The sequence below is a fragment of the Mesorhizobium zhangyense genome (assembly GCF_011045115.1).
In the GTDB taxonomy this organism is placed as follows: Bacteria; Pseudomonadota; Alphaproteobacteria; order Rhizobiales; family Rhizobiaceae; genus Mesorhizobium_M; species Mesorhizobium_M zhangyense.
The window spans coordinates 155,020-180,664 of record NZ_JAAKZG010000004.1; the positions used below are offsets into that span (position 1 = coordinate 155,020).

General features: G+C 62.0%; 22 protein-coding genes. 13 read left to right on the plus strand and 9 right to left on the minus strand.

Translation table 11 applies throughout. The features are described from left to right. The first annotated feature begins 91 nt into the window (after positions 1–91). Both G6N74_RS10675 and G6N74_RS10680 read left to right on the plus strand, forming a co-directional pair. Positions 92–859 carry an SDR family NAD(P)-dependent oxidoreductase gene (locus G6N74_RS10675; protein ID WP_165117084.1) on the plus strand — a complete coding sequence of 256 codons (768 nt, stop codon included), beginning with the start codon at positions 92–94 and terminating at the stop codon, positions 857–859. A 26-nt stretch (positions 860–885) separates the two neighbouring features. Further along, positions 886–1,761 carry an isocitrate lyase/PEP mutase family protein gene (locus G6N74_RS10680; RefSeq protein ID WP_165117085.1) on the plus strand — a complete coding sequence of 292 codons (876 nt, stop codon included), beginning with the start codon at positions 886–888 and terminating at the stop codon, positions 1,759–1,761. A gap of 66 nt (positions 1,762–1,827) precedes the next feature. Here G6N74_RS10680 and G6N74_RS10685 read toward each other — a convergent pair whose 3' ends face one another. From G6N74_RS10685 to G6N74_RS10700, 4 genes are all read right to left on the minus strand, one after another. After that, positions 1,828–2,583: an IclR family transcriptional regulator gene (locus G6N74_RS10685; protein ID WP_165117086.1), complete on the minus strand. Its 756-nt coding sequence runs from the start codon at positions 2,581–2,583 to the stop codon at positions 1,828–1,830. Positions 2,584–2,692: 109 nt separating this feature from the next. After that, a complete protein-coding gene (locus G6N74_RS10690) occupies positions 2,693–3,784 on the minus strand; it encodes an extracellular solute-binding protein (protein ID WP_165117087.1) in 1,092 nt (363 codons plus the stop codon). Positions 3,785–3,816: 32 nt separating this feature from the next. Next, a complete protein-coding gene (locus G6N74_RS10695) occupies positions 3,817–5,610 on the minus strand; it encodes an ABC transporter permease subunit (RefSeq protein WP_246245714.1) in 1,794 nt (597 codons plus the stop codon). After that, the gene (locus G6N74_RS10700; RefSeq protein ID WP_165117089.1) at positions 5,607–6,758 is read right to left on the minus strand and encodes an ABC transporter ATP-binding protein; all 1,152 of its coding nucleotides are present in this window, start codon (positions 6,756–6,758) and stop codon (positions 5,607–5,609) included. Before G6N74_RS10700 ends, G6N74_RS10695 begins: the two co-directional genes overlap by 4 nt. 298 nt (positions 6,759–7,056) lie before the next feature. On the opposite strand from G6N74_RS10700, the gene G6N74_RS10705 reads away from it, so the two are divergent. Genes G6N74_RS10705 through G6N74_RS10755 form a run of 11 tightly spaced genes read left to right on the plus strand, consistent with a single transcriptional unit; the run spans position 7,057 to position 19,473 of the window. Beyond that, positions 7,057–7,866 (plus strand): CoA transferase subunit A, encoded by an 810-nt coding sequence (locus G6N74_RS10705; protein WP_165117091.1) that lies wholly within the window; start codon positions 7,057–7,059, stop codon positions 7,864–7,866. Continuing rightward, positions 7,863–8,630: a CoA transferase gene (locus G6N74_RS10710; RefSeq protein ID WP_165117093.1), complete on the plus strand. Its 768-nt coding sequence runs from the start codon at positions 7,863–7,865 to the stop codon at positions 8,628–8,630. Before G6N74_RS10705 ends, G6N74_RS10710 begins: the two co-directional genes overlap by 4 nt. Positions 8,631–8,648: 18 nt before the next feature. Next, positions 8,649–9,854 carry a CaiB/BaiF CoA transferase family protein gene (locus tag G6N74_RS10715; protein WP_165117095.1) on the plus strand — a complete coding sequence of 402 codons (1,206 nt, stop codon included), beginning with the start codon at positions 8,649–8,651 and terminating at the stop codon, positions 9,852–9,854. Between the two features lie 9 nt (positions 9,855–9,863). Then, the gene (locus G6N74_RS10720; RefSeq protein ID WP_165117097.1) at positions 9,864–10,913 is read left to right on the plus strand and encodes a 2-hydroxyacid dehydrogenase; all 1,050 of its coding nucleotides are present in this window, start codon (positions 9,864–9,866) and stop codon (positions 10,911–10,913) included. A gap of 8 nt (positions 10,914–10,921) precedes the next feature. Then, complete coding sequence (locus tag G6N74_RS10725; RefSeq protein WP_091910685.1) at positions 10,922–11,596, plus strand: L-fuculose-phosphate aldolase; 675 nt, start codon at positions 10,922–10,924, stop codon at positions 11,594–11,596. Positions 11,597–11,629: 33 nt separating this feature from the next. After that, positions 11,630–13,135 carry an FGGY family carbohydrate kinase gene (locus tag G6N74_RS10730; protein ID WP_312857859.1) on the plus strand — a complete coding sequence of 502 codons (1,506 nt, stop codon included), beginning with the start codon at positions 11,630–11,632 and terminating at the stop codon, positions 13,133–13,135. Next, positions 13,135–14,688 (plus strand): acetolactate synthase large subunit, encoded by a 1,554-nt coding sequence (locus tag G6N74_RS10735; RefSeq protein WP_165117099.1) that lies wholly within the window; start codon positions 13,135–13,137, stop codon positions 14,686–14,688. Before G6N74_RS10730 ends, G6N74_RS10735 begins: the two co-directional genes overlap by 1 nt. Positions 14,689–14,716: 28 nt before the next feature. Next, positions 14,717–17,026: a molybdopterin-dependent oxidoreductase gene (locus tag G6N74_RS10740; RefSeq protein ID WP_165117101.1), complete on the plus strand. Its 2,310-nt coding sequence runs from the start codon at positions 14,717–14,719 to the stop codon at positions 17,024–17,026. A gap of 20 nt (positions 17,027–17,046) precedes the next feature. Continuing rightward, a complete protein-coding gene (locus tag G6N74_RS10745; protein WP_165117103.1) occupies positions 17,047–17,616 on the plus strand; it encodes a peroxidase-related enzyme in 570 nt (189 codons plus the stop codon). Between the two features lie 4 nt (positions 17,617–17,620). Further along, on the plus strand, positions 17,621–18,022 hold the full coding sequence (locus G6N74_RS10750) for a rhodanese-like domain-containing protein (RefSeq protein WP_165117105.1): 402 nt from the start codon (positions 17,621–17,623) through the stop codon (positions 18,020–18,022). 29 nt (positions 18,023–18,051) lie between these two features. Further along, entirely contained in the window at positions 18,052–19,473 is a 1,422-nt protein-coding gene (locus G6N74_RS10755) for an FAD-binding oxidoreductase (protein ID WP_165117107.1), read from the plus strand. 62 nt (positions 19,474–19,535) lie between these two features. On the opposite strand, the gene araD is transcribed toward G6N74_RS10755, so the two are convergent. From araD to G6N74_RS10780, 5 genes are all read right to left on the minus strand, one after another. Further along, on the minus strand, positions 19,536–21,278 hold the full coding sequence (gene araD, locus G6N74_RS10760) for an L-arabinonate dehydratase (RefSeq protein ID WP_165117109.1): 1,743 nt from the start codon (positions 21,276–21,278) through the stop codon (positions 19,536–19,538). 75 nt (positions 21,279–21,353) lie between these two features. Next, positions 21,354–22,097 carry a FadR/GntR family transcriptional regulator gene (locus tag G6N74_RS10765; RefSeq protein ID WP_246245715.1) on the minus strand — a complete coding sequence of 248 codons (744 nt, stop codon included), beginning with the start codon at positions 22,095–22,097 and terminating at the stop codon, positions 21,354–21,356. A gap of 30 nt (positions 22,098–22,127) precedes the next feature. Beyond that, positions 22,128–23,102 (minus strand): galactofuranose ABC transporter, permease protein YjfF, encoded by a 975-nt coding sequence (gene yjfF, locus G6N74_RS10770; RefSeq protein ID WP_165117113.1) that lies wholly within the window; start codon positions 23,100–23,102, stop codon positions 22,128–22,130. Continuing rightward, a complete protein-coding gene (locus G6N74_RS10775) occupies positions 23,099–24,118 on the minus strand; it encodes an ABC transporter permease (protein ID WP_165117115.1) in 1,020 nt (339 codons plus the stop codon). Before G6N74_RS10775 ends, yjfF begins: the two co-directional genes overlap by 4 nt. After that, positions 24,115–25,629 (minus strand): sugar ABC transporter ATP-binding protein, encoded by a 1,515-nt coding sequence (locus tag G6N74_RS10780; protein ID WP_165117117.1) that lies wholly within the window; start codon positions 25,627–25,629, stop codon positions 24,115–24,117. The genes G6N74_RS10775 and G6N74_RS10780 overlap by 4 nt, the downstream gene beginning before the upstream one ends. Positions 25,630–25,645: the final 16 nt, after the last annotated feature.

Genomic DNA, 25,645 nt, shown 5'->3' on the forward strand with positions numbered 1-25,645 from the left:
TACATAAACTAGAACCCTAGTTGACATTTGACAGGCGCTGACGTTTGGTGCGGCGAAATTTCGTCAAACCACTAGGCATAGGGAGAAGCCAATGCAGCATTTGCAGCCGCATGCAGTGCAATCTGCATTCTTCAGGGATCGCGTAGCGTTGGTGACCGGCGGTGCGTCCGGCATAGGGTATGCGGTTGCCGGCAAGCTTGTCGGCCTGGGCGCCAAAGTTGCCATCTGGGATATCCAGAAAGAGCGCCTCGATGAATGCCAGGAACGCTATGGCGACCGTGTCTTGACGCGATCGGTCAATGTTTCCGACAAGGCCGCCGTCTCGAAAGCCATGGACGAACTCACCCGTGCCTGGGGCGGCGTCGATCATCTGCTGAACAATGCCGGCATCATCGGTCAGCGCATGACTGTCCAGGATTTCGACGGCGACGAGCTGGATCGTGTTCTTGCGGTCAATCTAAAGAGCATGTTCTACGTTTCCAGCGCCTTCATCCGCGCATCGGGCGCAGAGTCCAGCCGCTCGATCGTCAACCTGTCCTCGATCGCCGCCCGCACGGGCGGCATGGTCGGAAACATAGCCTATGCCACGACAAAGGGAGCAGCGGCGTCCTTTACCTACGCACTGGCAAAGGAACTCGCCCCCCATGTCCGCGTCAACGCGCTGGCGCCGGGCGTCATCAACACGGAAATCCAGAAGGATGTGTTCGCCGATCCGGCCAGCATCGAGGCCATGGCCAATCTCATTCCGCTGAAGCGGCTGGGAACGGCCGAGGAAGTCGCCGATGCCGCCGTCTGGCTGCTTTCTGATGGAGCCGCCTACATCACCGGCGTAGTGCTGGACGTTTCAGGCGGCCGATAAAAACACGTAAGGGAAAGAACCTGATCATGAGCAAGGCCCTCGAACTCAAAGCACTCATCGACAGCGGCACCATCATTCAGGCTCCGGGCGCGCCCGACCCGCTCGTTGCCCGGATGGTGCAGCGCGCCGGTTTCCCCGCCGTCTACATGACCGGCTTCGGCGCCACCGCTTCACGGCTCGGATTGCCGGACATCGGCCTGCTCAGCCAGACGGAAATGACCACCCATGCGCGCGATATGGCCCGGGCGGTCGACATTCCGATCATCGCCGATGCCGATACCGGCTATGGCGGCCCGGCAAACATCATGCGCACGGTTGAAGAATACATCCAGGCCGGTGTCGCCGCGATCCATCTCGAAGACCAGCAGCTTCCCAAGCGCTGCGGCCAGCGCGCCGGCGTTCGCGTCATTTCGGCCGAGGAGAATGTCCGCCGGCTTCAGTGCGCGGTCGAATCGCGAAAGCAGAACCCGCTTCTGATCATCGCCCGTACCGACGCGATCCAGAGCGAAGGCATCGACGAGGCCATTCGCCGCGCCAAGCTCTACCAGGATGCCGGCGCTGACCTCGTCTTTGTCGACGGCATCAAGAAGATTGCCGACGTCGAAGCCGTCGCAAAGCATGTTTCCGGCCCGAAGGTCGTCAGCATCGTCGACGGCAACGAAACCATCGCGCTCACCGCTGCCGATCTGCAGGAAATGGGCTTCAACGTGGTCTTTTATGCACTGTCGGCCCTGTTCAGTGCCGTCAAGGCGGTGGAAGACACGCTTACGGCCATGAAGCGGGACGGCACGCCCAAGAACCGTCAAAGCGACATGGTCACTTATGCGCAGTTCAGCGAACTGACCGGACTTTCGGCCTATGACGCGCTTGATGATCGCTACGGCTGGTCGACACAACGATAAGCTCGCGAACGGCAACAACTTTGAAGAGTCTATCGTCGCCTGTTCCCTGGCTCGGCGGTAGAATGTTCAACGATGGTCGCTGTAGCCGAGAGCAATGCCGATGGTACGGGCAGCCTCCATCACGTCGACGGAGAACTGCTTGAGCTGTTTGCGCTTGATGCGTGAATCGGGGCCGGACATGCCGATCGCCCCGACGAGTTCGCCCGAGCGGCCGAGGACAGCGCATGCAACGGCTGCGATGCCATCGCGCCATTCGCCATGCAGAACGGCCGCATAGCCTTGCTGGCGCACAAGCTCGATATCCTGCTTCAACTCTTCTACAGTCGTGCGGGTCGTGTCCGTATAGTGCTTCAGATGCGGCTGGAAGCGCTCAAGATAACTGTCGGGCATCTGGGCAAGCATTGCCTTGCCCGTGGCGACGGTGAAGGCCGGGGCGCGCGATCCGACGCTGGTGTGGGCGCGGATATGATGGGCGCTCTCGATCTTGTCGAGGTAGATCACGTCGGTATCATCCAGCACCGACAGATGCACGGTCTCGCCGGTGATCTCGGCGAGCTTGGTCATTGCCGGGCGCGCGACCTTGGTCAGGTCCATGCGGCGAACCACATGATTGCCCAGTTCCCACATCTTCGTGGTCAGCTCGTAGGTGCTGTAGGGCGGGAGCTGGCGCACGTAACCTTGCTCCTGCAGCGTCACGAGCAGGCGGTGGACGTTGCTCTTGGTGAATTTGAGTTCGGTGGCAAGGTCGGTCACGCCTCGAGGCACTTCGCTGGTCGCGAGCGTCTCGAGGAGGCGTAGTCCCTTGATGAAGGCTTTGTCCATTCCGCAACCGTTGAGTAACTCTTCCCGCTTCGCTCTAACACGGTGGTCGAATGGTTCCAACCGCAACGGCCGCAGCAATGTTCCTGCTGCGGCCACTGGTTTTCAGGTCTTATTGAGCAAGAAGTTCGTTCAGCTTTTCCTGGCCGTATTCCTCATTGGTCGATTTGCCGTCGGGTGAAGGGGCGCCCCAATAGTCCGGGCTCCACTCGATAGCCTTGGCGACGTTCTCCGGATTATTGGCCCAGTAAAGACTGACTTTCGGATCCGCGGCTGCGAAAACGAGCGGCGAAGGAACGGCCACGGGATAGAGCGTGGTGAGTTCGGCCGCGCGTTCGGCATCAAGGCGGTAGGACAGCAGCTTCAGCGCGTTATCGTAGTGCGGCGAACCCTTCGGGATCGAGAAGAAGTCGTAATAGACGAAGCCCTCGTTCCAGGTCATGTTGACCGGAGCGCCCTCGACAACGATGAGGTTGTTGATGCGGCCGGCGTAGGCCATGCACATGTCGGCTTCACCATCGAGCAGCAGCTGCGGTGCCTGGGCGGCGGTCGTCCACCACTTCGAGACATGCGGCTTGATCTCGGCGATCTTCTTCAGCGCGCGTTCCATGTCGATCGGATAGAGCTTTTCCTTCTCGACGCCATCGGCCATCAAGGCCGCCTCGAACACGAATCGCGGCCATGCCGGCAGGCAGCGCTTGCCGGGAAACTTTTCGACATTCCAGAAGTCGGCCCAGTTCTGCGGCGTTTCGGCAGTGTATTTTTCGGTCTGGTAAGCTAACGTGACGCCAATGACCTGGAGCGCGATGCCCTTCGGGCGCTTCAGATTGTCAGGCATGGAAGCGAGCGTCTTTTGTGCGCCCTCGGAAAGCTTGGAATAGTCGATGTCGGCGAGGCAGCAATCGCCGAGCAGCTTCGTCTCCTGGTCGAAGATGAAGGTCAGGTCCCACTCGGTCTTGCCTGCTTCCACCTGCGCCTTGATGCGCGGCCCGCTGCGGGCTTCCTGCACGGTGACGACCTTGATGCCGGTCTCTTTCTCGAACGGGTCATACATGACCTGGCGCAGAGCTTCGCCATAAGCGCCGCCCGGGTCCTGCATGATGACGACATTGTCCTGCGCAAAGGCAGCACCGGCTGCCATGGTCAAAAGTGCAGTGCCGGCGATGCCGGATGCGAGGCGCTTCCATCTGCTTGTAAAAGTCATGCTTCATTTCCCTCCGATTGAAATCTGTTCTCTCAAATCGCCCCGCGAGATCGTGCAAGCACGGGTCGCGCCAGGGCGATTCCACCCACCACCAGCAACACCTCGAGCGTCGAGACGACGGCCAGAACGGGGTTGAGCTGATAATTCACATCCGCCCACAGCCTGAGCGGCAGCGTTTTGAGCTGCGCGCTCGACAGGAAGAGCGAGAGCACGAGCTCGTCAAACGAATGCAGGAACGCAAAGAAGGCGGCGGCGGCCACGCCCGGCGCGATCGCCGGCAAGGTTACGGTGCGAAACACCCGCAACGGCGAAGCGCCGTGAACCGCGGCAGCCTGCTCAAGCCTTGGGTCGACGCCCTGCAGAGACGCGGCGATGACCACCACCACGAGCGGAATGCCTCCAATTGCATGGGCAGCGGCCAGGCCCCAGGTGGTGCCGACCATGTCGAAGCGCAGGAACAGGCTGTAGAGCGACAGGCCGAGCACCACCGGTGGTACGATCACCGGGCTGACCAGAAGCAGCATGACGGCCGTCTTGCCCTTGAAGGTGCCGCGAACGACGCCCATCGCCGCCGCGGTTCCAAGCGTCACGGCAAGTGCGGAAGACATCAGCGCGATCGTCAGGGAGTTGAAGAACGCGGCCATCCACTCGGGATCGGAGAAGAATTTTTCGTACCAGCGCAGGGAGAAACCGGGCGGCGGGAAGGTGAGAAAACTCGCCTTGCTGAAGGAAATGATCATGACCACGATGATCGGCACCATCAGCGCCAGGACGACGAAGCCGCCCATAAGACGCACGGTCCACGTGCCGAAGCTTGCCGGAAGCCGCCCAACGAGGCGCAACAGCGGCCAGCCTATCGCGTCGGCGAAGAATGTGCCGATGGAGCGCTGGCGGGCGCTCTTGTCACGCCCGCGGGTTTCGGATGGTGTGGGCGTCGCCTCAACGAGCTTGCCGCCTCCCCAGATGAACTCGTAGCCGAGGAATTTTCCGGCAACCGCCACTACGCCGAGCGTGATCGTGAGAAGCACGACGGCTAGTGCCTGCAGAAAGCCTTCGCTCGTCGCGAAGTCGGCCTGCTGCGTGATGTGCATTGCAAACATCTGGTCGGCTGGGCCGCCGAGAAGGGTCGGCGTGATGAAGAACCCGAGTGCGGTAACGAATACGATAAGCACCCCTGCGCCGATGCCCGGAAGCGTGAGCGGCAGCAGCACGCGCCAGAACACGGCCAGCGGGCCGGCGCCGCTTGCAAGGGCTGCGCGCTTGAGGCTCGGATCGAGCCGCGAGACGCTCGAATAGATGCTCAGGACCATCAAGGGCAGCAGGACCGCGGTCATGCCGAGAAGAACGCTTCCTCGGTTGAACAACAGCTGCGCAGGCTCATCGAGAATGCCGAGCCAGATCGCCAGCTTGTTGATCGGTCCGTTGCGGCCGAGCAGCACCATCCAGGCATAGGTGCGAATGAGGATGGCGATGAAATAGGGAAGCACGATCGCCGTTGCTATCAGCACCTGTACGATGCCCTTGCTACGATGGATCAGCAGGGCCGTGGGATATCCGAAGAGAAGGCACAGGAAGGCGACCGTCGCCGATATCTTGATCGTGCGGACGAGAGAGTCCCAATAAAGCGAGACGGCGAAGACGCGCTCGAAATGCGTCGCCCAGCTCGGTCCGCTGAGGCTGATCCGGACGAGATCGAACAGCGGAAGCAGGTAAATGAAGGCAAGAAAACATGCAGCCGGCACAAGCAGCCACACCGGCTTCCTTAGCTGTTCCGAAAAGGACGCCGCGCGCGCGCCGCGCAACGAACCCGCGACCGCCATACTCATGCGAGCACCCAGCAGTCTTCCGCACCCCAGCTGACATGAATGGTGTCGCCCGGCGAAGGCATGGCGCGGCCGGCGATGTCCGAGCAACGGATGAGCAGCGTCTCGCCGCTTTCCATCTTCGCTTCGATACGAAGGATTTCGCCCAGGAAAATGGCCGATGTAACGGTCGCTTGCGTGGTGTTGGACGCAGGCTCGTTTGAGATGGCGATCCGTTCCGGCCGGACCAGAACCGTGGCGCGGCCGACGTCGATCGCATTGCGGCTTTCGGCATTGAAGACGTAGCCGGCCTTGTTCTTCAAGGTCATGGTCGAGCCGCGCTTCTGGACGATCTCGGCTTCGATCAGGTTCGATTCGCCGACGAAAGACGCAACGAAGCGCGTTTCCGGGTGGCGATAGAGTTCCACTGGAGTTGCGACCTGAACGATCTTTCCGGCGTCGAGCACAGCGATGCGGTCGCTCATGGTCAGCGCCTCGCCCTGATCGTGGGTGACGAAGAGAATGGTGCTGCCGATCGTCTGGTGGAGTTCGCGGATTTCGATCTGGATGGATTCGCGCAGACGGCGATCGAGTGCGCTGAGCGGTTCGTCCATGAGCACCACTTTGGGGCGCATGACGATCGCTCTTGCAATAGCGACACGCTGCTGCTGGCCGCCACTCATCTGCGAGGGCGTCTTCAGGGCATGTTCGGAAAGGCGCATGATCTCGAGCGTCTCGGCGACGCGACGCTCCGTCGTCTCACGGTCCATGCCGGCCATACGGAGCGGGAAGCCAACATTCTGCGACACCGTCATGTTGGGAAAGAGAGCATAGCTCTGGAAGACCATTCCGAATCCACGCCTGTGGGTCGGAACGTGATGGATCGGCTTGCCGTCGACCAGAATCTCGCCGCTGTCGAGCTTCTGAAAACCGGCAATCAGGTTCAGCAGCGTGGTCTTGCCGCTGCCGCTGGGGCCCAGAAGGGTGATGAATTCACCGGGTTGTATCGTCAGGCTGATGTCGTCGGCGGCACAGAAAGGTCCGTAACGCTTGGTGACGTTCGCAACTTCGATGCTACTGCCTATTGCCTGGAAGACACGTCCAGAAGAGTTGCCAGCCTGTTCGGCAATATGTTGCCGGCGCTCTGCGCGCCCCGCCAATCCGTCCGTCATCTTTTCTCCTCCCAGCGTTCTATAATATAGAACACAGTTCCGCATTTATCTTCGGGGCGGACGATCAGCTTGTCAAGCACGGTCTGCAATCCAGCGAATTCGAGGGAATTATTCAATCGAAACAACGGCATTCGTTGCGGCTCCATCGAAGACCGTGTTTACGGCCCCGATTGCCCGATTGACAGAAAGCAAATGCTACGGCTATGCTATTTTTCAGAATAACGTTCTATATTGTAGAACAAATTTGCTGATAGGTTCGGATGAACCGTGGTGAGCCTTCAAGGCTCGGGAGGAAATCGTGCACACTGACCTGGAGGCTTTGGCCAGGCAGATCGAGCCTGGAATGCGCATCGCACTGCCGGTGGACTATGCCGGTGTCTCGATGGCGATGACCCGGCCGATCATAGATCATGGCGCGAGCGATCTCGATCTCGTCTGCGTGCCGACCGGCGGCCTGCAGGTCGATATGCTGGTCGGCGCCGGCTTGGTGCGTTCGGTGGAGACAAGTGCGGTGTCGCTTGGCGAAGCCGGAGGCGCGCCGCGTTTCAATCAAGCCGTGAGGGACGGCTCCATCGGCCTGCGCGATGCGACCTGCCCGGCCATCCATGCCGGCCTGATGGCGGCGCAGAAAGGCAGCCCGTTTACGGCCATGCGTGGATTGATCGGTACGGACATTCTCAAGAACCGCGACGACTGGCGCGTCATCGACAATCCTTTCGCGCAAAGCGGCGACCCGATCGTGCTGATCCCGGCGATCCATCCTGACATCGCCATCTTTCATGCGCCGATGGCCGATCGCTTCGGAAATGTCTGGATCGGCCGGAGGCGTGAACTCGCTGCGATGGCCTATGCGTCGAAAATGACCTTCGTGACCGTGGAGCGCATCGTCGACGAAAGCCTGCTCGCCAGCGAAACGTTGGCGGCGGGTACCCTTCCTGCGCTCTATGTGAGCGAGATCGCCGTCGCGCCGCGCGGCGCCTGGCCTTACGGCCTGTGGGGCGAATACCAGACCGACACGGCCGAACTCCTGCGCTACGCCAAGGCCGCGCGCACTGCCGAGGGGTTTGCTGCCTATATGAGCGGCGCCGTTACGGAGCCTGCCCAATGACGGCGCCCGTTTCTGCCCGCGAAATCCTGATCTGCTCGATCGCCAAATTGCTGGACGGCAGCCGGCACGTCGCGGTCGGCGCATCCTCCCCCATACCGGCCGCGGGCGCGATGTTGCTGCGCGCACTCAAGGACGAGATGCGCGCCGAAAAGGTGCGTGTCTCGATCCTGGGCTCGGTCGAACACAATTTCTTCACCAACGGTTCGGCCGAACTGTTCGACTGTGCCGGACAAGGGCGTATCGACGCCTTTTTCCTTGGTGGCGGGCAGATCGACGGGGTGGGCAACATCAACCTCGTCGGCGTCGGCGATTACCCCCGGTCGAGCGTGCGCTGGCCGGGTTCCTTTGGTTCTGCCTATCTCTACTTCGTCGTGCCGCGCGTGATCCTGTTTCGCGAGGAGCACACGCCCCGTGTTTTCGTCGACCGCGTCGATTTCATCAGCGCGCCCGGTGTCAGTGAGCCTGGCGTCTACCGCACCGGCGGGCCCTACGCGCTTTTGACGGGCAAGGGGCTGTTCAGTTTCGATCGCACACGTCCCGGATTTCGGCTGGAGAGTGTCCACCCCGGCCACTCGCTCAAAGAAATCAAGGAAGCGACCGGGTTTGAGTTTGACCATAACGACGATCTCTCGATCACCCCTACCCCGGATGCAGCCACGCTAAAACTGTTGCGCGGCCGGGTGCTGGACGAGCTTCATGAAACCTATCCGGATTTCGCCGCACAGATGCGCCGGGAAATCTCGGCTGGGGCCACCTCCGCCTGATGACTGGAATGCATGCATATGACGCCTAACCACGGTTCACTAGCCAATCTCAAGGTGATCGATGCCAGCCGCGTGCTGGGCGGTCCCTATGCCGGTCAGGTCCTGGCCGACCATGGCGCCGACGTCATCAAGATCGAACCGCCGGCAGGCGACGAGACGCGCGGCTGGGGGCCACCCTTTCTCGACGAGACAGCAAGCTATTTTCTTGGCCTGAACCGCAACAAACGCGGCATGGCGCTCGACATGTCGCAGCCGGCGGGCCTCGAACTGCTCGCACGCATGCTCGAAGGTGCGGATGTCTTCATCGAGAACTTCAAGACCGGAACGCTTGAGCGCTGGGGGCTCGGCCGCGAGGAGATCGAGCGTCGTTTTCCGCGCCTCGTTCACTGCCGTGTCTCAGGTTTCGGTGCCGACGGTCCTCTAGGTGGCCTACCCGGTTATGATGCGGCCATCCAGGCCTCCTGCGGCATCATGAGCGTCAATGGCGAACTGGGCGGCGCTCCACTCCGCGTCGGCCTGCCTGTGGTGGACATGGTGACGGGCCTCAACGCCGTCATCGGCATCATGATGGCGCTCAACGAGCGCGCAACCAGCGGCAAGGGCCAGTTCGTCGAAACGACGCTCTATGATTGCGGCGTGTCGCTGCTGCATCCCCATCTGCCGAATTTTTATCTCTCGGGCAAAGTCGCTGCCCCCTCTGGCAATGCACATCCCAACATCTGTCCCTACGACACTTTCGCCACGGGCACAGACCCGATCTTCCTGGCCGTCGGCAACAACCGGCAGTTCTCGACCTTGTGCCGCACCATCGGGCGTGAGGATCTGCCGGAGGATCCCCGGTTTGCCTCGAACGGCGAGCGCAATGTCAACCGCGATGCACTCAAGATCGAACTGGAAAAGGCTCTTGCGGCGCATGAGTGCAACCCGCTTGCAGACACGCTGATCAAGGCCGGCGTACCCTGCGGCGCGGTGCGCAGCATCGACCAGGTCGTCGCCGACCCGCACACCAAGCATCGCGAAATGGTGGTGGATATCGGCGCCTATCGCGGCACCGGCAGCCCGATCAAGCTGTCGCGCACCCCGGCAAGTTACCGCATGGCGCCGCCACGCTTTGCAGAGCATACCGGTGAGATTCTCGATGCACTCGCCATCGACCACGACCGCTACAGCGAGGTTCTGCCCGGTCATGACCCGGTCAAGCCAACCCGCGCCAAGACTGCCTGAGGAAGAGAGATGGCGAGCGAAACACTGACCATCGGCACCATCGGCGACGGCTTCATGCAGCCGCGCTTTTTCGAGGAAGCACTGCAGAAACGCCTCGGCGAACGGCCCGTCACCTACAAGAACATGATCCTCGACTGGCCGCTCAAGGTGCAGTCGACCAAGCGTGACCCTGTGCTGCCGGTGGCCGAGTTCGTCGGACGACCGGAGCACTATTTCGAGTTCCTCTCCGATGTCGATATTCTCGTCACGCATCTGGCACCGGTTACGTCGGATAGCCTGTCCCATGCGCCAAAGCTGAAGATAATCGCGGTGTCGCGCGGTGGGCCGGTGAACATCGAGATGCCGGCAGCGCGCGAGCGCGGCGTCACCGTCATCAACACGCCCGGCCGCAACGCCTCGGCGGTTGCCGAATTCACCGTCGCGTCGCTGCTTGCCGAAACCCGCAATCTCATTCGCGGCCATCTGTCGGTGGCGAGCGGCGAGTTCAAGCGCGACTTCTATCATTTCGACCATACCGGCCCGGAGCTTTGCGAGCTGACCGTCGGAATCGTCGGCTATGGCGATATCGGCACCCGCGTCGCGCGCCTGCTTCGCCCGTTCGGCTGCAGGATACTGGTGTCCGATCCATTCAAGCAGCTCACCGACGAAGACCGCGCCGCTGGCATTGAGAAGGTAGAACTCGACGATCTGTTGCGCAGCGCCGACGTCGTCACGCTTCACCCGCGCGTCACGCCCGAGACGAAGGGCATGATCGGCAGGGCACGGATCGAGATGATGAAGCCCGGCTCCTACATCGTGAACACGACGCGCGGGCAGGTGCTGGATTACGCAGCCCTTTATGATGCCCTCGTCTCCGGCCACCTCAAGGGCGCGGCGCTCGACACGTTCGATCCAGAGCCGCCGCCCGCTGATTTGCCTCTGCTGAAGTTGCCGAATGTGACGCTGTCGCCACACATCGCCGGAGCGTCACGCTACTCCATCATCAAGGCCGCCGACATGATCGCCGAAGATATCGGGCGTATCCTCGACGGCCAACCTCCCCTCTACCCGACCAAGTGAGCAAAGCCATGAGTGAAGAACTTTCCCTGCGCACGGAGTTGATCGAAGCCTGCCGCAGCATGAACCGTCTGGGCATCAACAAGGGCACGGCGGGTAATATCAGCGTGCGCCATGGCAATGGCTTCCTGATCTCGCCGACCGGCATCCCCTATGAGAAGCTGACGCCGGATCATGTCGTCGCCATGAACTGGGATGCGACCTATGAGGGCGATGTCCTACCTTCCAGCGAATGGCGGTTCCACCGCGATATCCTCAAGGCACGACCGGACCTGAATGCGGTGGTTCACACGCATTCCGTCTATGCGACCAGCGTTTCTATCCTGCGCAAGGACATCCCGGCCATCCACTATTCCATTGCGGCTGCCGGCGGTCCGACGATCCGCTGCGCCCCTTATGAAATCTTCGGATCGCAGGAACTGGCCGATCAGGTCGTGAAGGCGCTCGAAGGCCGCAGGGCCTGCCTGATGGCGCATCATGGGGTGATCACCGCACATGTCTCCATCGCCCGCGCCCTTGCGCTGGCGGTAACCGTCGAGCAGCTGGCGCAGGAATATCTGCTCTGCTTGCCTCTCGGCGAGCCGCCGGTCCTGTCCGACGCTGAGATCGCGGACGTGCTGGAGAAGTTCAAGACCTACGGCCAGCAAAGCACGAAAGCGCTTGAGGGACTGCGTCAGGCCTCCTAAGCGAGGGTAAGTCAAGCGATTCGAGGGCCATCCGTGCTGATCTGTCTCGATTCCGGAACGACCGCGGTCAAGGCTGGCGCCTTCGATCGAGGGGGCCGTCTTGTCGCGACGGCGCAGCGCGACAACTCCGCCCTTCGCCGCGACGGCAGCCGCGTCGAGCAGGATATGCTTACGACGCGGGGGGATGTTTTTGCCGCGATTGAAGAATGCGCCGCAAAGGCTGGCGGCAAGATAGAGGCCCTGATTCTCACCGGACAGGGCGACGGCCTCTGGCCGATCGACACAGACGGTCTACCGGTTGGAAACGCCATCACCTGGCTCGACGGCCGCGCCCGTTCGCTGGCGTCCGAGTACCGTCGCGACGGCAGCTTTGAGGCGATCGAAGCTGTCACCTTTTCGCAGCCGACCGCAGCCTCGCAAAGCCTGCATCTTCTATGGCTGCAGCAGAACGATCCCGAGAGGTTGCGCCGCATCAGCCATGCGCTGCGCCTGAAGGAATGGCTCTTTCTTTGTCTCACAGGTGCCCTCAAGGCCGAGCCGAGTGCGGTCCTCCCGGTCTGGGGCGACTGGCGTACGGGCAAACTCACGCGCATTGCACAAGAGACACTGGGGCTTGAGCGCGGCATCGAGCTTCTTCCGGAATTGGAAGAGGTCGGTCAATGCTCTGCCGGCCTTACAAATGATGTCGCCGCTGCATTGGGGCTGCCCGCCGGCCTGCCTGTGCTGCTCGGCCCCGGCGACGTGCAGGCAACGCTGATCGGCCTTGGCCTCGGCACACGCCCGGGCGTTGCGCGTGCTTCGATCTTCGGCACGAGCGCGATTCACGCGCGCCACCTTCTGGACCCGCTGCAGATGCCGGAAAAGCCGGCCGGCGCGATGGTTCAGAAATTCGTTCTCGGCGAAGGCTTTCTCTGCTTCCATCCGAGCTTCAACGGCGCGACACTCTTTCGTCATATCGCCGGTCTTCTCGGTCAGGATGGCGCTGGCAGCTGCAAGCCCACCTATTCTAATGTGGTTCTTCACCCGTTTTTCGAGCCTGGCGGCGAACGTGCGCCATACACCTCGCCGCATGCAAGCGGTGCTGCCTTCGGCCTCTCCGCCGCCACGCGCCCGGAGGAACTCGCCTGGGCGGCGCGGGAAGCGCTCGCCTTCGTTGCGCGCAAGAGCCACGACATGATGGGCCATGCCGACGGCGAAATGGCACTCGGCGGCGGGCTTGCCGCGGACCCGGACTTCGGCAAATTCCTGGCTACAACCATGAACGCTCCGGTGCAATCGATGGCCGGCGCCCATGCCGGCCTGCGCGGTCTCGGCGCAATTGCGGCGGTAACACTCGGTTGGGCGACTTCCAGCGAGCTCGCATCGCACTGGATCGGTGCGCCGGATGCGCGGATCGAGCCGGACACCGGTCAGGTCGCGGACTACGCCGCACAAAAATTCGACATCTTCTCGCGTCTTGTCGACGCTGTGTCTCCTCTGTGGGAAGAGCTTGGCGTTCTCGGCGACCGGGCAACGGAACTTCGAAAGGAATGCGCCTGATGAACGGTGCCGATCTTCTGTGCGAGACGCTGCTCGCCAACGACATCGATGTCTGCTTCGCCAATCCGGGCACCTCGGAAATGCATTTCGTAGCGGCCCTCGACAGGCAGCCACTGATGAGATGCGTGCTCGGCCTTTTCGAAGGCGTGGTGACCGGGGCAGCCGACGGCTATGCACGCATGGCGGATAAGCCCGCGGCGACGCTACTGCATCTCGGGCCGGGCCTCGCCAACGGCCTTGCCAATCTGCACAATGCCAGGCGCGCGCGCACGCCGATGGTCAATGTGGTCGGCGAGCATGCCACCTATCACCTGAAATACGATGCACCGCTCACCTCCGACATCGAGTCGCTGGCGCGGCCGATGTCGCACTGGGTCGGGCGCGCTACGGACGCCGACTCCGTTGGCAAGGTGACCGAGGACGCTATCCGCGCGGCCCGCAAGCTTCCCGGCGGCATCGCAACGATGATCCTGCCTGCCGACGCTGCCTGGACCGACACGACCTCTTCGGACTTGCCGAGCGTGATCGTGCCGGAAGGCTCACAGCCTCTCGATCAGGCGCAAATTCGGGCCGCGGCGGAAGCTTTGCGCAATGCGCGCAACCCGACCATCCTGGTAACCGGGGCCGCCTTGCGGGACGCGCCGCTGCGCACGCTTGACAGGATTGCGCAGATAACGAATGCCCGCCTGATGGCGCAGCAGTCCAACGGACGTATGGAGCGTGGCGCCGGACGGGTTCAGCTCGACCGCGTACCCTATGTGGTCGAGCACGCTGTCGCTGCATTCGCAGACACCGATCTCGTCGTGCTGGTCGGGGCCAAGGCACCGGTCGGCTTCTTCGCCTATCCGGGAAAGCCAAGCAGCATGCTGACGGACAACTGCCAGGTCATGGATCTCGCCGAGCCGGGCGCGGACATCATCGCCGCAATCGATGCGCTTGCCGACGAAACTGGGCCCGGCGCAACCATCGAGGCGCGGCTGGCGAAACGCTGGCAGCCGGAGCCCGTTCGCGGCAAGCTCACGCCCGAGGCCATCGCCGTTGCGCTGGCGCACCACATGCCCGCGAATGCCATCATCTGCGATGAATCCGTTTCTTCTGGTCGCGACTTTTTCCGCAGCACCTATGGCGCGGAGCCGCATGATTTCTTGCAACTCACCGGCGGCGCGATCGGCATCGGCCTTCCGCTTGCCACGGGCGCGGCAATCGCCTGCCCCGACCGCAAGGTGATCACCCTCCAGGCGGATGGCAGCGGCATGTATACGGTCCAGGCCCTGTGGACACAGGCACGGGAGCGGCTTGATACGCTGACGATCGTTTTTGCCAACCGCCGCTATGCGATCCTGCACGGCGAACTGCGCCAGGTCGGCGCCGGCACGCCAGGCCGAAACGCCAGCCGCATGCTGGATCTCGACGACCCGCATCTCGACTGGGTAAAGATGGCGGGAAGCATGGGCGTTGAAGCGGCACGCGCCGAGACTGCCGAGGCCTTCGCCGACCTCCTGAAGACGGCCTGCGCAAAGCGCGGACCATTCCTGATCGAGGCTGTCCTTTGAACCGCGGCTCACCATCAACGAGGGTGAAATGACCACAATTCGACGCGTCCCGCATTGCAGCCATTGGGGTGCCTATACGATCCTCGTCGACGGAGACCGGATCGTTGGCGTGGAGCCCTTCGAACACGACCCGGCGCCATCCCCGATCATTCAGTCGATTACCGAATGGGCAAACCCCGAACGCCGCGTGCTGCAGCCGATGGTACGCTCCGGCTGGCTGGAAAAGCGCGAGGCCAGCGACGGCCGTGGGCGCGGGAATGAAAAATTCGTGCCGGTCAGCTGGGACGAGGCATTTTCGCTCGTCGCCGGCGAAATCAGCCGGGTGAGCCAGGCCTACGGCAATGCATCGATCTTCGCGGGTTCCTATGGCTGGACGAGCTGCGGCCGGTTTCACCATGCGTCGTCGCTGCTCAAGCGGACCCTCAATCTCGTCGGCGGCTTCACCGGCCATGTCGACACCTACAGCATCGCCGCTGGACCCGTCATTCTCAGGCATACGCTCGGCAGCGAAGCGGCTTGCGGCGGGCAGGCGAACACGCTCGATTCCATCGCCGAACACACCGAAACGCTGGTCGTCTTCGGCGCGCTTTCGCCAAGGACAGCGCAGACAGAAGCGGGTGGCATAGGCTCTCATTCACTCGAAACGCATCTACGCCGCATCGTCGAACGCAAGGTGCGGGTCATCCTCGTATCGCCGCTGAAGGACGATCTGCCGGAATGGGTCGGCGCCGAATGGTGGCCGATACGCCCAAACACCGACACGGCACTCATGCTTGGCCTCGCCGGCGAGATCGTCAAAGCCGGCAGGCACGATGCCGATTTTCTGGCGCGGTGCTGCAGCGGGTCCGACGAGTTTCTCGCCTATCTAAAGGGCGAGAATGACGGCGCGCCAAAAGACGCTGCATGGTCGGCAAAGATTTCGGGTCTGGACGCATACAAGATTGCTGAACTCTCAAGGATACTCGTCGCAACGCGGAGCATGATCACCGTGAGCTGGAGCCTGCAGCGGGCGCATCATGGCGAACAGCCGTTTTGGGCTGCGCTCGGCCTCGCCGCAGTCACCGGCCAGATCGGCCTGCCGGGCGGCGGCGTCGGTTACGGCTACGGTTCGCTTGGCGGCGTCGGTGCACCCTACAATATCGGGAAATCACCGGCGATCTCGCAGCTCGCGAAACCGATCGACAGCTTCATCCCCGTCGCCCGCATCACCGACATGCTGCTCAATCCGGGCAAGCCCTTCACCTATCAGGGCGAGACCCGAACCTACCCGGATGCCCGTCTCGTCTACTGGGCCGGCGGCAACCCCTATCACCATCATCAGGACATCAACCGCCTGTCGGAAGCCTGGACGCGGCCTGAAACGATCATCGTGCAGGACCCTATGTGGACGGCGACGGCGCAGCGCGCCGACATCGTCCTGCCGGCGAGCACTTCGATCGAGCGCAACGACCTTGCCGGAAACCGCCGCTCGGATTTCATCCTGGCCATGCACAAGGCAATCGAGCCGCTGGGCGAGGCGCGCTCCGACTTCGACATTTTCCACGGCATTGCGCAGGAACTGGGCGTCGGCGACGCGTTCAGTGAAGGGCGCGACGAGATGGGCTGGCTGCGCTATCTCTATGACGCAAGCCGCGAAGACGCGGCTGAACGCTTCGGCTTCGAGATGCCGGATTTCGAGTCCTTCTGGGAAACCGGCTATGCGCGCGTTCCCGTAAAGACGCATCACACCTATCTCGCCGAATATCGCGAGGACCCGGCCGCAAACGCGCTGGCGACCGAAAGCGGCCGCATCGTGCTTGGCAGCGAGACGCTGGCGCGGCTTGGCTATCAGGATTGCCTCAGCCATCCCGCCTGGATCGAGCCGGCCGAGTGGCTTGGGAACTGTTCACCCGATGAGCTGCATCTCGTCTCGCACCAGCCGGAGGGCCGACTGCACAGTCAGCTCGAGACCGCCGTTGCGAGCCGCGCGCATAAGCGCAACGGACGCGAGCAGGCAAAGCTGAATTCGCGCGATGCCGGCCGGCTCGGTATAGCGGACGGCGACACGATTCGCCTGTGGAACGAGCGGGGAGCCTGCCTGGCAACGGCAACGCTGACCGACGCAGTCAGGACTGGCGTCATCGTCCTTCCAACCGGCGCATGGCTCACGCCCGTCGGCAATAGCGGCCTCGACATTGCTGGCAACCCGAACGTGCTGACGCTCGACGTTCCAACATCGAGCTTCGGTCAGGGCTGCTCGGCCCACACCTGTCTGGTTCACGTCGAACCCTATGGCGGCGACGTCGAAGACGCGCACCGCACCTATCAGAACGCGCTCGAAGCGCTTGATGCAGTTTGATACGATATTTGGAGGACACCATGAACGCACCCGCCATAAGCCGCTTCCCCATCCCGGAGATCAAGGATCTTCCCGAGGATATCCGCGACCGCATTCTGGCGGTTCAGGAGAAGTCGGGCTTCGTCCCGAATGTCTTTCTGACGCTTGCCCACCGGCCGGAGGAATTCCGGGCATTCTTCGCCTATCACGATGCGCTCATGGACAAGCCCGGTCCGATCACCAAGGCCGAGCGCGAGATGATCGTGGTGGCGACGAGCAACGCCAACCAATGCCAGTATTGCGTCGTAGCCCACGGGGCCATCCTGCGTATCCGGGCCAAGAACCCGCTCATCGCAGATCAGATCGCAGTCAACTACCGCAAGGCAGACATCACGCCGCGCCAGATGGCAATGCTCGATTTCGCTATGAAGGTTTCGACACGCGCCTATGAGGTCGGCGACGCCGATGTCGAACTGCTGAAGGAACACGGCTTCACCGCAGAAGACGCCTGGGACATCACGGCGATCTCCGCCTTCTTCGGCATGTCGAACCGGCTTGCCAATGTGACGAGCATGCGCCCCAACGACGAATTTTATTCGATGGGACGCTGAGCTTATGGCCAGAGGTTACAAGGACATGCTGGCGGAAGCGGATGCCGTTGTTCAATCCGTCAGCACCGGGGATATGGCTCCACTTGTCAGCGATGGCCAATACACGCTGGTCGATATCCGCGACGTGCGCGAGCTGGAGCGTGACGGCACGATCCCCGGAGCGATGCACGCGCCGCGCGGGATGCTGGAGTTCTGGATTGATCCGGAAAGCCCATATCACAAGCCCGCTTTCGCTGAGGACAAGACCTTCGTGTTCTTCTGCGCCTCGGGCTGGAGATCGCTTCTGGCGGCCAAGGTCGCGCAGGAGATGGGCCTGAAGAGCATGAGCATGCGCGGCGGCTTTTCCGAATGGAAGAAGGCTGGTCTTCCTGTCGCCGAGCGCGAAAAGCGCGAGGCGAAAGGCTGAAGCCGGCGCCACTGCATGCAGGAGAAAAAATGCTGGAGCGTCCTTCAGAGGCCGTGCTTGACGCTTTCGCGGCGATCGTCGGGCCGGCCTATGCCCTGCGCGAGACGGATACAGTCGCGCCTTATGTGACCGACCCGCGCGGCCTGTTTTCGGGACGCACGCCACTCGTGCTCCGGCCCGGCAGCGTCGAGGAGGTCTCCCGCATACTGCGCCTCGCTACCGAGATGAAAATCGCCGTCGTGCCGCAGGGCGGCAATACGGGTCTCGTCGGCGGGCAGCATCCCGATGCCGGCGGGACAGAAATTGTCCTCTCGCTGGGTCGGCTTGACCGCATCCGCGAGCTCGACTTGCGTTCGGGCGTCGTCGTTGCCGAGGCCGGCATTATCCTGCAGCGGTTGCGTGATATCGCTGACGCGCAGGACAAGCTGTTTCCGCTGTCGCTCGGCTCGCAGGGCTCCTGCCAGATCGGCGGTAACCTGTCCTCTAACGCCGGCGGCACCTCTGTCCTCGCTTACGGAAACGCCCGCGATCTCTGCCTCGGTCTTGAAGTCGTGCTGCCGACCGGCGAAGTGTTCGACGACCTGCGCAAACTGCGCAAGGACAATACCGGATACGACCTCAAGAACCTCTTCATCGGCGCCGAAGGAACGCTCGGCGTCATCACCGCCGCAGTTCTCAAACTCTTTCCCAAGCCCCGCGGACGTGAAACGATCTGGCTTGGCGTCGCCTCGCCGGGGGACGCGCTCGCGCTGTTCGAGATTGCGTCCGCGACCGCCGCCGGCGCGCTCACCGGTTTCGAGCTCATGCAGGAATGCGTCGTGGATTTCGTCATCAAGCATATGCATGGCCATCGTCCGCCGCTTGCGTCGGCTGCTCCATGGCACATCCTTGTCGAGATATCCTCCGGCCGGTCGGCCGACGATGCGCGCGGACTTGCCGAGGAAATCGTCGCTGCCGGTTTCGAGCGCGGCCTCATCCTCGACGGCACGATCGCGGAAAGCCTTGCCCAGACCGCCGAATTCTGGCGCATGCGGGAAAGCATGACCGAAGCGCAGCGGCCGGAAGGCGCCTCGATCAAGCATGACATCTCCGTGCCTGTCGCAGATATTCCGCGCTTCATCGAGGAAGCCGCCCGCGCGGTCGCCTCGGTCTGTCCGGATGCGCGCGTGGTTTGTTTCGGGCACATGGGCGACGGCAATCTGCACTACAACGCGACCCAGCCTGCCGGCGCGTTCGATGCTTCATTCCTCGATCTGTATCCGGTCATGAACAAGGCGGTGCACGATGTCGTCCGCTCCCTTTCAGGATCGATCTCGGCCGAGCATGGCATCGGCCGCATGAAGCGTCAGGAGTTGCTCGAGACCGCACCACCAGTGGCGATCAATCTCATGCGGCGATTGAAGGACGCGGTAGATCCGGCGGGCATCATGAATCCCGGCAAGGTCGTTTGATCATGCACATCGGCCGGAACCGATGTGAACCAAAGCCCCGTCAACCTCAAGCCCTCCTTTCGTCAGTGCGAGTCGCGCTCAACATGCGATCCACGATTTCCTCGCAGGAAGTCGAAGTCAGCGCCGGTATCTGCCTGCATCACCCGATCGACATAAAGCATGGCGTAGCCGGACTTCGGCTTGTCGAACGGCGGATTCCATGCGGCCAGGCGCTCGGCGATTTCTGCATCCGAAACGTCGAGATGCAATGTCCGCGCCGGAACATCCACCTCGATCATGTCGCCGTTGCGCACGATGGCGAGCGGTCCGCCGGCAGCGGCCTCGGGTGCGGTGTGCAGGATGACGGTGCCATAGGCTGTCCCTGACATGCGCGCGTCGGAAATGCGGATCATGTCGGTCACGCCTTTCTTCAGCACCTTCGCCGGAAGGCCCATATTTCCGACCTCGGCCATGCCGGGATAGCCCTTGGGGCCACAGTATTTGAGAACCATTACGCAGTTCTCGTCTATGTCGAGCGCATCATCGTTGATGCGGGCATGGTAGTCCTCTATGCTCTCGAAGACGACCGCACGGCCGCGATGGCGCATGAGATGCTCGGAGGCGGCTGACGGCTTCAGGACTGCGCCGCCAGGGGCAAGATTGCCTCGCAACACCGCGATGCCGCCGGAGCGCGTTAGTGCCTTGTCAACTGGCAGGATGACATCGTGATCGTAATTCTCGACGGCCTTCACGCCATCCCAGATTGTCTCGCCTGTCACCGCAAGAGCATGTTTGTGAAGCAGCCCGAGTTCGCCGACGGCGCGCATCACCGCAGGCAGGCCGCCGGCATAATAGAACTCTTCCATCAGGAACTTGCCGGAAGGTTGCAGGTTGACGATGGTCGGCACGTCGCGGCCGAGCCGGTCCCAGTCGTCGAGCGAAAGATCTATACCGATGCGCCCGGCCAGCGCCAGAAGATGCAGCACGGCATTGGTGGAACCGCCAATGGCACCATTCACACGAATGGCATTCTCGAAGGCTTCGCGCGTCAGTACGTCCGAAGGCTTGAGGTCGTCCTTGACCATGTCGACGATACGCCGGCCCGACATCTGCGCCAGCACGCGCCGGCGGGCGTCCACGGCTGGAATGGCAGCATTGCCCGGCAACGTCATGCCGAGAGCTTCGGCCATCGAGGCCATCGTCGAAGCCGTTCCCATGGTCATGCAACTGCCGGCGGAGCGCGCCATGCCCTGCTCGGCATCCATGAATTCCTCCAGCGTCATCTCGCCGGATTTCACCATTTCCGAGAATTGCCAGATGGCGGTGCCCGAGCCGACATCCTTGCCACGCCACTTGCCGTTCAGCATCGGGCCGCCAGAAACGACAATCGCCGGAATGTCGACGCTGGCGGCACCCATCATCAGCGAAGGCGTGGTCTTGTCGCAACCGGCGAGAAGCACCACGCCGTCGATCGGATTGCCGCGTATCGCCTCTTCGGCGTCCATCGCGCCGAGATTGCGGAACATCATGGCAGTCGGGCGCAGTGTGCTCTCACCGCAGGAGAAAACCGGGAACTCGACCGGAAAGCCGCCGGCCTCAAAGACGCCACGCTTCACGCGCTCGGCGATATCGCGCAGATGCGCATTGCAAGGCGTCAGTTCGGACCAGGTGTTGCAGATACCAATGATCGGCCGGCCGTCGAACGTGTCAGCCGGCAGGCCCTGATTCTTCATCCAGGAGCGATGCATGATCGCGTTCTTGCCGGTTCCACCGAACCATTCCTGGGAGCGCAGCTTGCGTGGCCATTCGGCCTTTTTGAATGTCATTACCGTCTCATTTCCAACAACCAAAGATGACGAAATTCCGCCCCCGCACCTGCTGTCCGGCCGGCACGGTAACGCTTAATCAACCCGTTCCACGCCGTCGCGCGGACGCTTCTCTTTGCCGATAACAATGCGAATGCGCTCGATGCCTTCATTGATGACCGCGCGCATGGCCGCGCTGGCAGCTTCTTCCTGCGAATTCTCAATGGCGAGTGCGATGTGGCGATGCTTTTCAACGGTCAGGGCGTGACGTTCGGAGTTCGGGATCGGCGAGCTGATGGTGAATGTCGTCGCCAGCGCAACCTCCACCAGCGTGCTGATCGAGCGCATGAACGGATTTGCCGACGCCTCGGCGACCGTTATGTGAAACTGAAGATCGCTCTCGACGAATGAGGCAGCGACAGTATCCGCCATCTGGTCCACCCAGTGGTGCAGCCTGGCGATCTGACCCTTGGTCCGGCGCTGGGCGGCCAGCCGCGCGGCTTCGGGCTCCAGCGCCAGCCGCATCTCCTGCAGCGACATCAGGAATGCGCTGTCGACGCCTGTCTCGACATACCAATGAAGGATGTCCGGGTCGAACATGTTCCAGTTACGCCGTTCCAGAACGCGCGTCCCGATCTTCGCCTTGGGTTGCACCACACCCTTTGCGGCCAAGGTTTTGAAAGCTTCTCTCAACACGGTACGCGACACGCCGTATTGCTGCTGCAACTCGGCATCGCCCGGCATGATCGTGTTTTCGGCATAGCGGCCACTGACGATGCCCATGCCGAGATCCCGGATGACATGGCCGTGTTGGGTCCTGGGCCTCGGGGTGCTCATCATCGGTGGGATGGTTTTCCTGTTCGGCGGCATTCAATGCTCCCCTGCCAAAGCCTTGCGACTCGACAAGTACACAAGAAGTCGCTGCAGGGCGATAAAGGCGAAGAGCAGAAAGCCGACGACGATTTTGGTCCACCACGAAGACAAGGTGCCATCGAAGACGATGTATGTCTGGATGATCCCCTGGATTATGACGCCGACGAAGGTACCGGCGACAAGGCCGACGCCGCCTGTCAGCAGCGTCCCGCCGATCACCACCGCAGCGATTGTGTCCAGTTCGACACCCACCGCAGACAGCGAATAGCCAGCCGAGGTGTAGAGCGAAAACACGATACCGGAGAGGCCGGAGAGGAACCCCGACAGGGCATAGATGGCTATGGTCGTGCGGCCGACGGGAACGCCCATCAGTTCCGCCGATGTGCGGTTTCCGCCAATGGCATAGACATACGAGCCGAACTTGGTGAAATGCGCCACGACGATGCCGGCGAGAAAGACCAGCACCATGACCCCGCCGACGAAATTCAACCGCCCACCGCCGGGCATGCGATAATAGAGGCCCTGCAGCGCGGTATAGAACTCGTGGTTGATGGGTATCGATTCCGTGGTGATGACGAACGACATGCCCCGCGCCAGGAACATTCCCGCCAGCGTGACGATGAAGGCCGGCACGTCGAGATAATGGATGATCGCGCCCATGCCGGCGCCGAACGCCGTGGCGATCGTCAATGCGATGACGAAGGCGGTCAGGGGGTGAACGCCGTACCAGCCGACCAGAACGGCGATAAGTACACCGGTGAAGGCGATTACCGAGCCGACCGACAGGTCGATGCCGCCTGACAGGATGACGAAGGTCATGCCCACCGCTGCAATGCCAAGAAAGGCATTGTCGGTAAGCAGATTGCCGAGCACGCGCGTCGAGAACATGTTCGGGAACTGAAACACGCAGATGGCATAAGCCAGCACGCAGATAATCAGGGTCGCATAGAATGGCAGCAGGCGGTTGCTCATGATGCGTCCGCCTTCTTGGCCGCAGAGGGGGCGCGAACGAACAGGCCGCCGATGCCGGCGAAAGACGCCGACTGGGCAAGCAGGATCATGATGATGACCGCGGCCTTGACGATAAGGTTGTATTCCGGTGGAAAGCCCGAGATCAGGATTCCGGTATTCATCGCCTGGATGATGATTGCGCCGAGCACCGACATCAGGATGGAAAAGCGGCCACCCAGCAGCGATGTGCCGCCAATGACAACAGCGAGAATAGCGTCGAGTTCCAGCCACAGGCCCGCATTGTTGGCATCTGCGCCGCGAATGTCTGCGGCGGCGATAATGCCTGCAAGTGCTGCACAAAATCCCGATAGCGTATAGACGAAAATCAACAGCAGCTTGCTGTTGATGCCGGCGTAGCTGCTGGCACTGCGATTGACGCCGACGGCCTCGATCAGCAGCCCGAGCGCCGTCCGCCGCATCAGCAATATGACTGCAATGGCGAGTAATGCTGCGATGATGATCGGCATCGGCAGGCCGAGGAACGAGCCCGTCCCGAAGAAGATGAGACCAGGATCGTTGAAGGTGACGATGACACCTTCCGTAATGAGCTGCGCAATACCGCGCCCGGCCACCATGAGGATAAGCGTGGCGACGATCGGCTGCAGATCGAGAACCGCGACCAGAAACCCGTTGAGCAAGCCGCAGGCAATGCCGACCGCAAGTGCAGTCAGTATCACAGCCATCAGCGGATAGCCTTCCACCGTCATAGTCGCCGCCACCGCGCCCGCCATCGCCATGACGGCACCTACAGAAAGATCGACGCCCTTGCTGGCTATGACGGCCGTCATACCGATGGCCAGGATCATGACCGGCGCGCCACGATTAAGCACGTCGATCAGGCTGCCGAACAGACGGCCGTCCTGAATGCGAAGGTCAAAGAAGCCCGGAAATGCCAGCCAGTTCAGGAACAGGATGACAGCCAGCGAGATCAGCTGCGGCGTCGCACGGCGAAGACCGCTTGCAAGGCTGTTGTTCATGCGGTGGCTCCCGTCTGAGCAGCGATAGCGCGCATGATCCCGTCGGCGGAAATTTCATCTCCAGTCAGGTCCTGGCAATGCACGCGGTCGCGCAAAACCCGCACGCGGGTCGAGTAGGCCACGATTTCCTCAAGCTCGGATGAAATGACCAGCAGCGCCATCCCCTCATGGCAGAGCCGCTTGATCAACTCGATGATCTCGGCATGAGCGCCGACATCGATGCCGCGGGTGGGTTCATCAAGGATAAGGAACCGCGGGCCGGTTGCCAGCCATCGCGCGAGGATCACCTTCTGCTGGTTACCGCCGGAGAGAAGCTTCACCGGCTTTTCGATATCGGTGGTACGAATATCGAGCGCCTTGACGAACCGGTCCGCCAGTTCAGCCTGCTCGCGGCTCGACATGCGCCGCAGCCAACCGCGCCGGGCCTGCAGCGCGAGCGCGATGTTTTCCCGCACGGACAGATCACCGATGATGCCGTCGATCTTGCGATCCTCCGGGCAGAGGCCAAAACCAAGCCTGATCGCGTCGCGAGGCGATGCAATCCGAATGGTCTTTCCGTCCATGGTTGCACTACCCTTTTCCGGAAGATCGACCCCGAACAGGAGGCGCGCCGTCTCGGTACGGCCGGACCCCAGCAGGCCGGCTACGCCGACCACCTCGCCGGCTGCGATATCTAGATCGAACGGTGAGATCGAGCGGCTGCGGCCATAATTGGAGAAGGACACGAGCGGCTCGCGCCGTTCAGTCTCCGGCTGCTTTTCGCGTTCCGTCGAAGCCGCCAGAGTTCGCCCCAGCATCATGGAAACGAGATCAACCTTGCTTAAGGCTGCGGTTGGCGATATCCCCATCAGCCGTCCGTTGCGCAACACCGTGATGCGGTCGCTGACCTCGTAAACCTGGTCGAGAAAATGCGTGATGAAGACGATGCCGAGACCGCGGTCGCGCAGCTTGCGCATGACACTGAAGAGTAGCTCCACTTCATGGCGGTCCAGGCTCGCCGTAGGCTCATCCAGGATGAGCACCGATCCGGAGAGGTCAACGGCGCGCGCGATCGCCACGAGTTGCTGGATGGCCACCGAATAACGCGCCAGATCTGCGGACACATCGATATGGATGTCATACTGCGCAAGCAGCACCTTCGCGCGCTCGCTCATCGTCTTTCGGTCCACGAGGCCGAATCGTCTTGGCTGGCGGCCGATGAACAGGTTTTCCGCCACGGTCAGGTTGGGCAGCAAATTGACTTCCTGGTAGACCGTGCCGATGCCAAGCTGCTGGGCATGAAGCGTATCGCGCACGACCACGGCCTCGCCGCCAACGCGAACAGTGCCCGAATCCGGACGATGAACGCCCGTCAAGATCTTGATCAAGGTCGATTTTCCGGCGCCATTCTCGCCGAGCAGGGCATGAATCTCACCCGACCGAACGGAGAAATCCACCCCGTCCAGAACCTTGTAACCGAGAAACGCTTTTCTGATATCGCGCGCGCTGACCAACTCATCAGTGGTATTCATGCGCTGCCTCCGCCTT